Here is a 15,082-nt window from a genome sequence, read left to right as displayed (position 1 = left end):
CTTAGTTACGTTATTTCACAGGAAGGAAATCCAGACTAATCAAACACGCTCTGTTTGTCAGGTTTACGCTGAGATTCGAACAGCATATTAATCTGCGCTTCTGTATTTCTTTTCAACGACAATGGCGGTAGCTCCGTTTCTGTAAAGAAGCCGATTTCACTCGTCTCCACACTTTCCTGCGCTCCTCCGCCGACAATATCGCATTGCAGAAAGATTTTGTAATAGTGGAACATTTGCGGCTTGTCGGTATGCTTATCCGAATCCAGCACCGCTAAAAGCTTTATCGGCTGCACATCAAACCCCGACTCTTCTTTGATTTCCTTGACTGCATTTTCACTTGCTGACAGCCCTACCTCACAAAATCCGCCCGGCAGCGACCAGCGATTATCCATCTTCTCCTTCACTAAGAGCAACTTTCCCTCCTGAAAAACCACTCCTCGTATATCCAGCTTTGGTGTCGGATAACCTTTTTCAGCAGCAAGAACTTCCACGACTTCCTCAGCTGACTGACCTGTGTAGTTTGCAATAATCTCTGCGCTGAGCTGCTGTAATTCTGTATATCTCTCCCGATCAAATACATCTTTAGTGAAATGCAGCCCAGCCTGGGAGATTGCTTGTATTCTTCTTGCCCATTCCAACCATTTTTCCAAGACTATCACCTATTATCCCGTAATCGTTTTATGCTTCGTCTACTAGTTTATGCATCAATTGCTGTGCAGTGATAGGCTCTGCTAAATTTGGGTTTTGCCCACACCATAAGGACATCATATTTCGATCATTGTGTTGTGCTGCAGCGGACCGGATAGACTTTGTCAATGTATTCTGGATAGGAAAGTCTGGCAGTTCCTGCTCAAACTTTCGCATTTCACGGATAAAGTCATTCTCGATTCCTCTGGCCGCCTTGCCTGAGAAAGCTTTCGTTAATGTTGTCTTGTCCTCTTGCTGCCCCTCCAGAATTGCTTGCTTATATAATGGGTTTGCACCGCTTTCTTTACAAGTTAAAAATGCGGTTCCTAGTTGTGCACCTTCAGCACCTAAACATTGAGCCGCCTGGACGCCGCGTCTGTCCATTATACCTCCTGCAGCAATGACTGGAATATTCACCTGATCGACAGTTTGGGGTATGAGTGCCATCAATCCAATCATACTTTGTTCCACTCCCGCCAAAAAATTACCGCGATGGCCGCCCGCCTCACTGCCCTGCAGGACAACTGCATCCATTCCAGCCGCCTCAATTGCCAGCGCCTCTGACAGAGTAGTTGCTGTGCCAATGGTGTATATGCCTGCTTGCTTTAAAGAGTGGATAACATCAGAAGAAGGCATCCCAAAAGTGAAAGAACAGACTGGTACCTGTTCTTCTATTACGACATTCACCTGTCTATAGAATATCTCTAAGGTCTGTTCATAAGATGTGAATGCACTTTCTACACCTAAAGAGCCCAGTTTTTCCAGATACGGCTGGAGTGATAGTTGCGCCTTTTGGATTACATCTTTCTCTTCTTTGTAAGGACTTGGTACAAACAAATTAATACCGAAGGGTTTATCTGTTTCCGCTTTTACTTCATGTATTTGATGGCGGGTACTCTCAGCGTCCAGATAACCAGCACCAATCATCCCTAATGCTCCCGCTTCAGATACAGCTGTTACTAATTCTGCTGTTGTTATTCCTCCCGCCATAGGCGCTTGGATAATCGGATGAGAAATAGACAAGGCGTCAATCAAACGATTTGGCATTTCTCTGACTCCTCTCTTCAAAACACATTTTTATCAATGCGCTTTATCTAATAGAATTTTCCTTCTCCCATTCACTCAAATACATCCTTGAAGTGACATTGTTTGGGTTATCTATCTTCGTAATCAGCTCCAGACTGTTTCCATCCGGATCATTGAAATGAATCTTTGCATGTGCCATTCCATCATGTGCCATCACAAAAGGTTCATGAGGACCAAAACCGAAAGCCTCTCTCGGATTGTAGCCTTTATCTTTTAACCATCCGGCTGCACCTTTTAAATTTTCCAAGCTCACTTGAAATGCAACATGTCTGATTGACGGATGATATACAAGCTCCGATCTATTCGATTCCCAGAGACCCAGCCAGCTGTGATCTTTTTTAATCAAAAGAAAGCTAACCTATCTTCATGGATATGGGAAAGTTCCAAACCTAGCCCTTCATAAAATTTGATAGATTCTTTCAGACTACTTACTGGAAGATGAGCTTCATATAAACCTTCTATCAATTGTTCCGCTCCTTTCTTGACTCACTACCAATATATAACAATAAATCACTTTATAAGAAATAGGATCGCGAATATAGCATATAGTTTCTATCTATAAGGTACCTTGTAGCCTGGTGCTGACGTATGAAAAAGGCTGTGGGGCTTTCTCCACAGCCTTTTTCAGCATCCATTAATATCCGTTCTTCTAAGTTGGCAGTTTATCCATCATTTCAGACTAACTGCCAACTTCGTAAAGATGACTCCTAATGCATGCGCCCCAGCATCTGGATACCCAAGACTGCGCTCTCCTACCGTACCTGCTCGTCCCATCCGTGCAACGATTTCCTTTGTCTTCTCCGCACCCACCACTGCAGCATCAGCGCCTTTTTTGAAGGCTGTCTGAACGCTTTCACTAGCTGCAGCACTCTGCTTCCAGCTGTCCGCACAAGGGGCAAGCGCATCGATCAATGTTTTATCCCCAACTTCTGCTCCGCGGCCGAAGGAACGTTCCCCAATATCTTGAATGGCCGAGACGACACGCTGCAGAACATCTGCGAATTCTGATACAGACAGTTCCTTCTTCTCTCCAGCTGCTTTTCCAGCAGCTCGGAATGCACCGCCCCAGATCGGACCTGATGCACCGCCGCAGTGCTCCATGATCACCATGGAAGAAGCATCAAAGAAACTAGCTATGGTCAAGTCTTCTTGACCGAGTATCTGTTTCCATTCTCGTTTCAATTGACGGAAACCTTTCGCTACACTATTACCGAAATCACCATCTCCTGCGTGTGTATCCAGCTTGTTGAAGGCAGATTCATTTTCAATGATAATCTCGCTCATTTTATCCACTAAGTAGATTATGTTTTCCAGTGAGATAGAGTCCTCTTTTACTTGTGCATACAAGCTATCCGTTTCTACCTGGTAGGAAACATCCGCATTGTCTGCTGTTTCTTTAAAATCGGTAAATGCAGGCTGCTCTATAGGTCCGTCAATCTTGAAAGCAGGTGTATTGGATTGGCTGGAAAGCAAAGTACGCAGCTCATCATCAAGTGACGTAATCGTTACCGACACACCTGCCATATCAATACTAGTCATATAGTTGCCAACGAATATCCGGTTGATTTTAATATTCCGCTCGGTCAATTCACGATTGATAGACTGATTGAATAAGTATAGTTCCTGTAATGGTGTTCCGCCGAAGCCATTGATCAGCAAAGCCGCATCTTCCTCTGGCTCGCCTTCCTTCAGCAGATCCTCGACCATCCGTTTGGCTAGTTCGTCAGCTGAAAGAACTTTTTCCCGTCGTATACCAGGTTCACCATGAATCCCGACTCCATACTCCATCTCATCCTCAGCAAGCTTAAAGGTCGGTTCGCCTCCTGGCAAAGTACAGGATGTCAAGGCAACACCAATGCTGCGCGTCCGGGAGGCAGCTTTTTCCGCTACTGCCTTCACCTGCTGTAAGTCACGGCCTTCAGCCGCAGCTGCTCCAGCAACCTTATGTACAAGCACGACTCCAGCAACACCGCGTCTTCCGACTGTATACAGACTATCTTCCACAGCGATATCATCATCAACTTTTACATAATCCACTTCCAACCCATCTTCTTTAGCCAGGTGGGCTGCGTTCTTGAAGTTCATAATATCTCCGCTATAATTCTTGATAATAAGCAGTGTTCCTTTCGCTCCTGCCGTCTCCTTGATAGCTTGATATACTTGGATTTGAGATGGTGAAGCAAACATATCGCCACATACTGCTGCATCCAACATACCTTTCCCAACAAAGCCTGCATGGGAAGGCTCATGACCGCTGCCACCTCCACTGATTAAGGTAACCTTATCTGTCTGAGGCTGTTTTCGTTTGATCACTTTATACTTCTTCAATAGTTCGAGCTCCGGGTGTGCCAATACCAATCCGTGACACATCTCCAGGACAACATCCTCTGGTCGATTAATGATCTTTTTCATCGGTTATCCTCCTCTTGTACAAGCAAAAGTGTCTTTCTCCCTTCAGCTTAACAGAACCATCAACGAATTGCACAAACTAGGTTGACAAGTCTGAATACTTTGTTTACAATCACTAAAAATATAGTTTTCTTATCAAGAGAGGCGGAGGGACTGACCCAGTGAAGCCTCGGCAACCGACTGTTACAGCACGGTGCCAATTTCAGAAGGATTTAAATCCTGAAGATGAGAAGCGTGAACGGATGGTAGTTACATATCCGCAGCCCTTCTCTTATATGGAGAAGGGCTGTTTTCGTACACGTCTTGATAAGCGAGCTGGTGGAGGGTAAAACATGACGAATGTAAAATTTGCTTATTGGGTACCGAATGTGAGTGGCGGTCTGGTCATCTCAAAGCTACCGCAGAAAACTGATTGGAGTTTCGCAGCGAACAAACGCTACGCACAAATCGCTGAGCAGAATGGCTTTGAATATGCCCTGCTGCAAACACGGTTCATCGCAAGCTACGGTGCTGATAAACAGCTTGAAGCGATAACCCTCGCTTCCGCCCTCGCAAGTGTCACTGAAAAATTAAATCTTATCTCGGCTGTTCACCCAGGACTTTGGCATCCAGCTGTTTACGCCAAAATGCTCGCTACACTGGACCATATTAGCGGAGGACGTGCCGCTGTTAATGTTGTAAGCGGCTGGTTTAAGCAGGAATTCATCAGCTACGGCGAGCATTGGCTGGATCATGATGAGCGCTACCGTCGTTCCGAAGAATTTATCCGCGTGCTTCGGGCTTTGTGGGAAGAAGAACAAGCTACGTATCGTGGAGACTTTTATCGTTTGACTGATGCCCCGTTGAAGCCAAAGCCAGAGAAACAAATTCCGATATTCCAGGGCGGTAACTCTGAGGTGGCCAGGGACATGGCTGCTCGCGTGTCCGATTATTATTTCATGAACGGCAATACACTTGAGGGCTTCGAGCAGCAAATTCAAGATGTAAAAGCCCGGGCAGCCAAACAAGGACGCGATGTAAAATTCGCCGTAAATGGCTTCGCCATCGTCCGCGATACAGAGGAAGAAGCCGTATCCCTTCTGCGTGATATCGTCAGCCATGCCGACACTGAAGCTGTCGAAGGCTTCCGGGAATCTGTCAAGGATGCTGGCCAAGCCACGCACAGTAAGCAAGGCATGTGGGCAGACTCCTCCTATAAGGACCTTGTCCAATATAATGACGGATTCAAGACAGGTCTAATCGGTACTGCAGAACAAGTTGCCGAGCAGATCATTCGCCTGAAACAAATTGGTGTTGACCTTATTTTAACTGGCCACTTCCATTACGAAGAAGATTTAGAGCGCTTTGGCCTTGAGGTTATTCCGCTCGTACGGGAAAAGGAAGCGGCACTAGAAGATGTAAAACAGCCCATTTGATATGGGCTTTTTGCTTCATAGTGAACTTTGACATGAGAAATCATTACTAGATGATTTTAGCTCTCTATCTCTTTAACTTGATCAAAACCCATCATTTAAATTCCTTCAGCTATTTAGCTTATCTTCTAATCTTTACCACATTTTATTCATGACCCTAATTTAGATATTTCAAAAACCTACATTAAAAGTGCCGTTTCGCAATCTATCTCTATGTTAAAATAAGTGAACATGCATTTCACTCTATCTATAAGGAACGGGAATCGATATGAATAAAAAAGACATCGCAACTATTCGCAGGCAATTTAAAAAAGGCAACGATAAACTTAAAATCTCTGATATTTTTAACGTATATATCATGAAAGAATCAAGTGACATTTATCATCATGAAAGTATGCCATTCGGTATGCTCGATGAGGATCAGCAAGAGCTATTCCTAGGTAACTTTAAAAAAGTACTGGCTGGCCAGCCGGATGAAAAATTATTCGAGCTGAAATTCAAACTTGACGTAGAAGACAGCAGCCAATTCATCCTGCACCGCGGCTTACTCACAAATGATGTTGAAGAATGGACAAATGACATGCTTAAGCTTGTTGCAAAGATGCTAGAGGACAGACAGTATGAGCACGATGTGGTCATCTCGTTCATTAAGGCAGAATACCTGAAAGCCCAGAAACGCCAGGGTGATGATTCAGAGGAAAGCGCCAATGATACGATGTACTCTCACTCCTTCCTGCTGTGCAGCATCAATAAGACACAGGAACCGAAAAAAGAATTGGAATTTGACTATGTGGAAAGAGAATTCAAATACAATGTCACAGTAAACCCTGTTATCAACCTGCAAGCACCGCTATCAGGATTTTTATTCCCATGCTTCAACGATAGCGCCGCTGATGTAAACCATTTGCTGTACTCTACAGCAAAAGCATTCGAGCCAGACACAGCATTTATCGAAGACGTATTAAATGCCGAAGAAATCATGACAGCAAGAGATGATAAAAGTGTCTTTGAAGAGATAGTCAAAGATATCACTGGAGATCAGCTTAATACCTCTGCTCTTGCCAGTGTGTATGAGGAAATCAATCGCGTAGTAGAAGAGAATGAAGAAGACGAAGCACCAAAGCTTGATCGACAGGATATCCAACGCGTCTTGACAATGAGCGGCGTAGAAGATGTGACCCCTGAAAAAGTGGAAACTGCTTATCAAAAGGTCATCGATGATGAGAAATATGAAATGAAGGCAACCAGTATATTGCCGAAGTACAATTCCAAATCTATTAAAATCAAAACAAAGGTTGCCAATATCGCAATCAGCCCTGAAGATTTACGCTATGTTCGACAAGTTGTCTTCAACAATAAACGCTGTATCATGATCGAAGTTGAGGAAGATACCGTTATTGAAGGATTCAAGATGGCTGAAGAGGCTTTGGTTAATAAGGTTAATAGAGAAGAAGAAGCTGAACAGTTATAAAGGAAATAAGGATGCTGCATCATGCAGCATCCTTATTTGTATTAGTTAAGCTTTAGCTTTCTTTCTTTTAAAGATAAAGGTAGCAACACCTGCTGCAAGCAATACTACTCCTGCCAGCATGTACGTATACATATTCGTTGCCGTGTTTGGCAGTTTACTTCCACTGTTGGCTGGACTCGTCTTGTCATCAGAGACTTTTAGAATACTGCCACCTGAGTTGCTGCCGTTGCCACCGTTATTTTGGCTGCTTGGCGGCGGTGTGCTGTCTTTATCGTCCTGATTATTTTTATCTTCGTCTACTGGTTTATTGTCATCTTTCGGATCTTCCTGTGGTTTATCCCCTGGATGCTCTCCTTGATCGTTACCATCACCATTTGGATCTGGAGTTTCTTCATTCGGATCTGGTTTTACTGGAGCTTCTGGATCTTCCTCTACAGGTGGTTCTGTTGGCTCGAGGTCTTTGCCTAATAAATCAGTAATACGGCCTTCGATAACAGGATCAACAACACCATTCAAATCTTCGACCATATAATTACGGAATTGTTCCCAATCGATTTCGCCTAGATCCTGTACACGTCCTTCTGCATATGCTTGGGCGAATACTTCAAAACCGTCCCCGCCTTTTGCAGTAAAGTTATTTGTCGTTACAAGGTAAGTCTGATTAGAGTTAATATCCACGTACTCTTCGCCATTCTTCACTTGCATGGAAACAACACGGGAACCTGCTTCCTTTGTGCTGTCATAAGCAAATTTCATGCCGGAAACCTGCAGGAAGCCGCCACTTTCTTCTGGAGCCAAGCGAACACTGTACTCAAGAATCTGCTTGATTTCTTCTCCTGTCAACTGCACAACTGCCGGGTCATTTCCAAATGGCAGTACAGTAATCACTTCACCGACTGTAATCGGCCCTTGATCAATTGCCGCACGGATTCCGCCGCCATTCTGCATAGCAATCGACACTTCCGGCATTTTTTCCTGGGCTTTAACAAGCATCGCATCTGTAATTAGATTACCTAATTCCGTTTCGTTTGCTCGCACACTAACGTCACTGTCCGTAAGTCTTGGGTTAGTAAGCGGTTTTTGCGCTACCGCACCTGTCTCTTGATTGGATACCTGATCAACTTCTGATTTATAAGTATTCAGTATATTAACTGCTTCTGGATCAGCTTGCTTTTGCGTTGCATCGATTAAATGGCCAGAAGAGCCGGTTACAACGCCTTGCTCATTAAAGTTTACATCGAGCTCCCCTAGATATTGAGCATACTGATATGCCTGAACAATAACTGTCGGATCTTTTGAAGCACCATTTTCATCCGTGGTAACAACTGTCGGATCATTTAACTGTGTATGAGAATGACCGCCAACAATGACATCAATCCCGTCAACTTGTTCTGCCAGCATCAAATCATTACCGACTGCAGGATTGCTGTCATAACCAAGATGAGAGATAGCAACGATTTTATCAATTCCCATATCCTCAAACGCTGCAACTGCCCGTTCTGCTTCTGCTTTATAATTTGTAATCTTTGCAGCAACTGGGCTGGAAGTCATCAACGTCTCCTCTGTTGTAAGCCCGAAGATACCAATCTTCTCCCCGTTTACTTCTTTAACCATTCCATCATATACCGTGCTATCCTGTGCATCTTCTGTAAACGTATTGCTCACTCGACTGCCTGTAAAAGGATCAGCAGACAAGTCTACGTTTGCAGAAACAAATGGGAAGTTCGCCCCTGTGATAAATTCTGAAAGAGATGCATGACCATTCTCACTGGAACCAAGATCGAATTCATGATTCCCGAACGTCATTGCATCGATATCCATCATGTTTAAAAGTGCTAAATCCGCTTGTCCTTGAAATTGATTGAAATAGAGCGTCCCGGAAAAAACATCTCCTGCATTAAATAATAATGCATCTGGCTTTTGAGCGCGAACTTCTTTAACCGCTGTTACCATATTTGCCAGCGGCTCCACACGCGCGTGCGTATCGTTCATGTGCATGATCGTCAAAGAAAAATCTTCCCCATTTTCATCAGCTGCATATGTACTGGTTGGTAAAACAATTGAGGATAGAATAGCTATAATTGCAACACTGCTTAGTGAAAAATTGAAACGCTTCTTACCCTTCATAAGATCGATACCCCCAAATTAATAGTGAATTTCCGACAATGTCCGCACTAGTCCACTATGCCAACCCTGTCGACTCTTCTACATAATTGTAGAAGCATACTATTAATTTATCATTAAAATATTGTGAATAATTATATATTTTCATAAATTATTGTTTTCTTTTTTATGGGACGGGAAATTATAACCTCTTTATGAGACACTCAATTCTAGATAAGACCGCTTACGATTCCATGATATCAACGTAAAAAGAGAGCTGGGCACTTTCCATATCTGGATGCGCCTAGCTCTTAATAGTTTGCTAACTTAGTATCGCTATTTACTCTTCCTCTACCTCGGTTAAATCCTTCGCAGCTTCATAAAAAATTTCTGCAGCTTTTGCTATGTGATTTGAGTCTGACCATTCTTCGGGACAGTGACTTAACCCTGCCTTACTTGGTATGAATAGCATGCCAACGTCTGTAAAGTCGGAAAAGATCATCGCATCATGTCCTGCTCCGCTATTGATAGAGCAATACGATACATTACTTTCCTTGCTCTTGTCTTCAAGAAGTGCGCGGATGTTTTCATTCAATGCTTTAGGCTGGATATATAACTGCTCCTCAGCCATTATCTCAATTCCACTTCCTTGATGTGTGTTTATGCATTCCTTCATCTTCTCAATCACATTCAGTACATGTTCTTCTTTCCCAGACCGTAAGTCGATCGTAAATACAACTTTGTCAGGAATGACATTTGCTCCATTAGGAAAAACATTTAGCCGTCCTACAGTAAGAACTGTGCCGTTCCCTTCTTCCACAGCAAGTTCAGGCAACTGACTGATGATTTTGGATGCAGCTATCAAAGCATCTGCGCGACGGTCCATTGGAGTAGTCCCTGCATGTCCTGCCTGCCCTTTGACTGTCACTTCATATTGAGTCAACCCAACGATTGCATCAACAACACCGATAGGAATATTTTTTTCTTCTAAGATCGGTCCTTGCTCAATATGCAACTCAAGAAAAGCCTTCATCGTTTTAGGGTCTCTTCCTTTTGGAAGCGATGGGTCCAACCCTATTTTTTGCATCGCTTCTACTGTAGAAACTCCATCCCTATCTTTCAGGCTGTTAAAATCGGCTTCACTAAGCACGCCAGTAATTCCTCGTGAACCCATCAGCCCTCCGCCAAAACGAGAGCCCTCTTCTTCCACCAAGGCTATAATTTCAAGTGGATACTTCGGTTTTAGATCATTTTTTTGAAAAAGTTTCGCTACCTCGAGCGCTGCTACTACTCCAGCTGGTCCATCATACGCTCCTCCGTTTGGCACGGAATCGAAATGAGAACCGATCATCACACTTGGCGCGTCCGGTATACTGCCTTCCAGCTTCCCAAAAATATTACCGAATCCATCTTCACTTACGTGCAATCCTGATGCTTTCATTTGTTCTTTAATATAGTTACGGGCATGGAGGTCCTCCTGGCTGTATGTGAGACGCGTGGTACCAGAACCAGGAGTGGCAGTAAATTGTGCTAAAGCCTCTATATGCTGTTCAATCCGTTCTTTTGTTTTACTCAAGTTATTCTCTCCCTATTACAAGAAACCAACAAAGATTCCTGCTAGTATGACTGACACGATGGTTACTGTGATAAAGCCCCCTACAAGCATTGGCGGCAGCATCCGGCTTGTTAATACTTCTCTTTCCTTTTCATCTTCGCTCAAGGACTTGATTACTTCGTTTGTGATAATGTAATCAGCTGGGAAACCGTACAGAGCTGTCAAGGAAACCGCAAACGCCATATTCTTGCTTACTCCTAAGATCTTACCTGCAATGAAGGAGAAGATATACATCCCTACAATACCGATGATGATAGTTCCTACCAGCGGATACAAAATTTGAAGCATCATGCTTGGTGTAGCCTGATTCAATCCGTCAAAGATGAACAGCATTAGCACTAAGATCGCAATTCCAAATCCATTTGCCTTTTGCAAGGCTTGCTTTTCAAGGAAACCGACACTAGAGGCAATAACCCCGAATAATAAGCAAAGAACGAATGGACTGATTGAAAATAATGGTGCCACCAGAGTAGATACAAGATACGCTGCATAAGATACTAGCGCCAGCTTGAAAAACTTGAGGAAATCAGTGTTATATTTTTCAGGCAATCTCCATCTGGATGGTGCTGCTTCCACCGTAGCAGCTATTTCTTCATTCGCTTTATCAGTCGCGTCCACTTGAAGCTCTCCATTCCGATAAAGCTTCAGCAGTCGCTTCCCTTCTTTTTTCAATACAAAAGCTGTAATCGGATAGCCCGCAAAACCTTGCATCACGTAAATGACGATAGCAAACACCGCCAAAGATGAAAGACCTGCCGCACTAGCTGCATCAGACATGATCAGCGCAGAAACTACTCCGCCGACCAAAGGAGGAATCGCAACGACCATTGTTTGGAAGCCATATATCAACGTTCCAACCGTCATTAACAAAATCACGATTCCTAGAATACCGGATAAAGCAATCACAATCGTTTTCCACTGCGCTTTCAATTCTTTAAGCGATAGCAATGTCCCCATATTGGTAATCAGGAGGTACATCATCATAGTAGCTACAACTGGCGGAACACCAGCCACCGATACGATGTCTGCAGGGAAGAAAGTCCAATATCCTACAAGAAATAAAATCGCACAAATGAATACGGACGGCACCCAAGCCTTTGTACGAACCGCGACTAAATCACCGATAAATAAAATAAGGGTAAGTATAACTAATGCTAGCAATTGTGACATGAGGGACTCCTAACTTCTTGATGTATTTTTAAAACAATTGAATAGTTAATATTCAAATAAAGACATGTATGAATAATAATATATTTTAAGTTTTCAGTCAATTTAATTTTTTCTTTTCATTTTTTTTGGAAACCCTTTTACAATTTGAGGCTTTTAGCTTTATTGTTCCTACAACCACTTTATTCTGACTTTCTCTATTTCTGTTATAAACTTTTTATAATTTTTTTCTGTTAATAAAGGACAGCTTGCACAAAATCTCGGCATCGGCGTAATGAAGAGTTCCCCATACTATTTCTTGGATTTTTAAGGTCGGGTATTGTACTTAAGATGCATGATATTAAACAACTTTTAATTAGGAGGCTATCATGGAATACATTAATCTAGGAAACTTCAGTCTCCGCGTACCGAAGTATATCCTCGGTACAATTCCATTCAGCGGTACGAATGGCTTTGAAGCTGCTGGTAATGTAAAAGAAGACGAAGCACGGAGAATGCTGGATATGTCACTAGAAGCTGGTATCAATATGTTTGATACGGCTAACCTTTATTCCGAAGGAGATTCAGAACGTGTATTAGGTGCTGCTATCAAGGGACGCCGGGATGAAGTGCTAATCAATTCAAAAACTGGCTTTCCACTCGGAGATGGACCAAACGCCGGAGGAGCTTCCCGGATTAATATTGAAGCATCCATCGACCAAACACTGCAGCGTCTTGGTACAGATTATCTTGATTTGTATTTTGTCCATCTTTGGGACGGACGCACACCAGTCGAGGAAAAAATAGAAACGATGACCAACCTTATCAAAAAAGGGAAGATTCGATATTGGGGTGTTTCTAACTATAGCGGCTGGGCACTTGCGAGAACTTTCACTGTCGCACAGCAGACTGGATATATTCCGCCAATCACGCAGCAAATATATTACACACCAGAAGCTCGTGAAGCAGAATATGAACTGTTGCCGGCAGGAACGGAGCTCGGCATTGGGAACATGATCTGGAGCCCACTAGGTGAAGGTTTACTAAACGGAAAAATCGGAAGGAATAAAACAGCACCTGAAAACACCCGTCAAGGCGGCGGCTGGTCAGAGCCTTGGGTTCAGGATCAGGAACGACTCTATAAGGTGATTGATGCACTTGAAGAAGTTGCATCAAACCATAATGCATCTGTGCCGCAAATCACCTATGCATGGGTCAGAGACCGTCCAAACGTTGGGCCAATTGTTATTGCAGCACGCAATGAGGAACAGTTGAAGGAAAACATTGCTTCATTCGATATTAAGCTAACACAAGAAGAGCATGACCTTATCGAATCTGCTGCTCGCCCAGCGCCAATATATCCGCTCTGGCATCGTGCTATGAGCAGTTTTGAAAAGGGAAGCCCTGCAGAGATGACTTATTTGCAGAGGTATAAGCAATCGATGGGGTTAGATGAATAAAGATGGAACTTAAAACATACCGAAAGCAGACCTTTAGTTCTGTTTTCGGTATGTTTTTTAAAGAAGTTAATTACATTTAGCTTGATTTAGTTACTTCGAAGTTTTTTTAAAACCTCTGGTATGCCTTTCTTTAATTCTTGAACGATCTGAAGGAAAGACGGACCCAAATGTTAGGTCATAATGAACACACCCAATAATGACAGTCAATCATTATTGGGTACACAGGGTCTTCCTCATTTTACTTTTATCACAATTTTACCTTTGGCATGATGCGTTTCACTTAATTCATGTGCTTCTTGTAAAGCTTCTGCTGAGAAGTCGAATACATGACCCACTTGAGGCTTAATAATTCCTTTCTCAAGTAATTCTCCTAATTCACCTAATTGCTTACCATTTGGCGTTAACCAATAGGAGCTTGCCGTTACTTGATGTTTATCTGCTAATGACTCATCAGGTTGTCCCGCAATCGTTACTAGTCTGCCACCAGGCTTTAAAACTTGGAAGCTTTTATTTAAGATATCGCCGCCCATTGTATCTATGACTGCATCATAATCACTTAATTCGTCTTCAAATTGCTGTGTGCGGTAATTAATGAATTCATCAGCACCTAACTCTTTTACATATGCTTCATTTTTTTCACTCGCAGTTGTAGCAACATAGGCACCCAAATGTTTTGCCATTTGAATAGCCATACTTCCTACACCACCAGCTCCAGCTTGGATCAGTACTTTATCACCTTTTTTGACCTTTGTATTGTCCACTAGACACTGCCAAGCGGTTAACCCTGCTAATGGAATAGAGGCAGCTTCTTCAAATGTAAGATTGCTAGGCTTTTTCGCAAGTAATTCTTCATCCACAGCCGTGAATTCCGCATAAGTACCTGCAGCGGTAGTATCCGGTCGTGCGAAAACTTCATCCCCAACTTGATAATTCGTCACTTCGTTTCCAATTTCCACTATCTTACCTGCAACATCCCAGCCAAGGATAATTGGAAATGACCAATCGAGCATCTGCTTTAAGTAACCCGCACGTAGCTTCCAATCAATCGGATTAACAGAAGTGGCATACACCTCAACAATCACTTGGTTTGGTTTTATTTCAGGTTTCGGCAATTCTTGCTCTACTAATACATTTTTATCGCCATATTCATTAATAATAACTGCACGCATGAATAGCACTCCCTTTTTCACGAAATATATTTGTAAGCTCTAGCTAGTCTTCGTTCTGCCTTAAGAAGTTATTCCTTCTTGTCAGTGCCATGTATTTATTTAATACAAGACTTATTTTAACCTCTAATAACTTTGAATCAAACTAAACTGCTTATAGATGCTATTTATAAAATTACAACATAGAGGGACAATTCTCTAGTGATTTAGGTTCTTAAGCTAACGCTATATTTTAAGACAACTTCCAACCCATTAATTGACCTTATACTAAAAATCCACTTATCTTCTTAAACGAGCCACAACTATTGTTTCTGGTTTACACAGATACAAAGATATCTTCGCTATTATGTAAGTCCAAAGTAAATACAAAAAAAGACTCTAACTTTACGTTAGAGTCTTTTTTGACAGCTTTGGCATGCTGTCTAGTGATACCGGTGGCCGGGGTCGAACCGGCACTCCTTACGGAACACGATTTTGAGTCGTGCGCGTCTGCCAATTCCGCCACACCGGCATGTTATAAAATATTT

General features: G+C 42.8%; 10 protein-coding genes, 1 tRNA gene, 1 pseudogene and 1 riboswitch. Of the genes and pseudogenes, 3 read left to right on the top strand and 9 right to left on the bottom strand.

Annotated features, from left to right (window positions below):
- Positions 1-35 precede the first annotated feature (35 nt).
- From CHH58_RS00060 to dhaK, 4 genes and pseudogenes are all read right to left on the bottom strand, one after another.
- A complete protein-coding gene (locus tag CHH58_RS00060; RefSeq protein WP_373554124.1) occupies positions 36-650 on the bottom strand; it encodes an NUDIX hydrolase in 615 nt (204 codons plus the stop codon).
- Positions 651-678: 28 nt separating this feature from the next.
- The gene (locus CHH58_RS00055) at positions 679-1,734 is read right to left on the bottom strand and encodes an NAD(P)H-dependent flavin oxidoreductase (RefSeq protein WP_095229591.1); all 1,056 of its coding nucleotides are present in this window, start codon (positions 1,732-1,734) and stop codon (positions 679-681) included.
- A 43-nt stretch (positions 1,735-1,777) separates the two neighbouring features.
- A pseudogene (locus tag CHH58_RS00050) lies at positions 1,778-2,238 on the bottom strand (VOC family protein).
- Between the two features lie 204 nt (positions 2,239-2,442).
- Positions 2,443-4,185, bottom strand: coding sequence for a dihydroxyacetone kinase subunit DhaK (dhaK, locus tag CHH58_RS00045; RefSeq protein ID WP_095261799.1), 1,743 nt, complete (start codon positions 4,183-4,185; stop codon positions 2,443-2,445).
- A gap of 126 nt (positions 4,186-4,311) precedes the next feature.
- A riboswitch (SAM riboswitch) is annotated at positions 4,312-4,414 on the top strand.
- Between the two features lie 100 nt (positions 4,415-4,514).
- Here dhaK and sfnG point away from each other — a divergent pair.
- Positions 4,515-5,597, top strand: a complete 1,083-nt coding sequence (sfnG, locus tag CHH58_RS00040; RefSeq protein ID WP_095261798.1) for a dimethylsulfone monooxygenase SfnG — start codon at positions 4,515-4,517, stop codon at positions 5,595-5,597.
- A gap of 265 nt (positions 5,598-5,862) precedes the next feature.
- Positions 5,863-7,065: a DUF4317 domain-containing protein gene (locus CHH58_RS00035; protein WP_095261797.1), complete on the top strand. Its 1,203-nt coding sequence runs from the start codon at positions 5,863-5,865 to the stop codon at positions 7,063-7,065.
- 45 nt (positions 7,066-7,110) lie between these two features.
- On the opposite strand, the gene CHH58_RS00030 is transcribed toward CHH58_RS00035, so the two are convergent.
- From CHH58_RS00030 to CHH58_RS00020, 3 genes are all read right to left on the bottom strand, one after another.
- On the bottom strand, positions 7,111-9,192 hold the full coding sequence (locus CHH58_RS00030; protein ID WP_095261796.1) for a bifunctional metallophosphatase/5'-nucleotidase: 2,082 nt from the start codon (positions 9,190-9,192) through the stop codon (positions 7,111-7,113).
- A 316-nt stretch (positions 9,193-9,508) separates the two neighbouring features.
- Positions 9,509-10,744: a Zn-dependent hydrolase gene (locus tag CHH58_RS00025; RefSeq protein WP_095261795.1), complete on the bottom strand. Its 1,236-nt coding sequence runs from the start codon at positions 10,742-10,744 to the stop codon at positions 9,509-9,511.
- 15 nt (positions 10,745-10,759) lie between these two features.
- Positions 10,760-11,953: a hypothetical protein gene (locus tag CHH58_RS00020; protein WP_095229578.1), complete on the bottom strand. Its 1,194-nt coding sequence runs from the start codon at positions 11,951-11,953 to the stop codon at positions 10,760-10,762.
- A gap of 365 nt (positions 11,954-12,318) precedes the next feature.
- Here CHH58_RS00020 and CHH58_RS00015 point away from each other — a divergent pair, with 365 nt between their 5' ends.
- Positions 12,319-13,389, top strand: a complete 1,071-nt coding sequence (locus tag CHH58_RS00015) for an aldo/keto reductase (protein ID WP_095261794.1) — start codon at positions 12,319-12,321, stop codon at positions 13,387-13,389.
- Positions 13,390-13,622: 233 nt separating this feature from the next.
- Here the strand turns inward: CHH58_RS00015 and CHH58_RS00010 are convergent, their stop codons facing one another.
- Together CHH58_RS00010 and CHH58_RS00005 are read right to left on the bottom strand one after the other, a co-directional pair.
- Positions 13,623-14,558 carry an NADP-dependent oxidoreductase gene (locus CHH58_RS00010; RefSeq protein ID WP_095229574.1) on the bottom strand — a complete coding sequence of 312 codons (936 nt, stop codon included), beginning with the start codon at positions 14,556-14,558 and terminating at the stop codon, positions 13,623-13,625.
- Between the two features lie 426 nt (positions 14,559-14,984).
- Positions 14,985-15,066 (bottom strand) — tRNA-Leu (locus tag CHH58_RS00005).
- Positions 15,067-15,082 lie beyond the last annotated feature (16 nt).

This window comes from Terribacillus saccharophilus, assembly GCF_002272745.1.
GTDB lineage: Bacteria > Bacillota > Bacilli > Bacillales > Amphibacillaceae > Terribacillus > Terribacillus saccharophilus_B.
The sequence above is the reverse complement of the archived record's forward strand: the minus strand, read 5'-3'. Positions and strand labels throughout refer to the sequence as shown.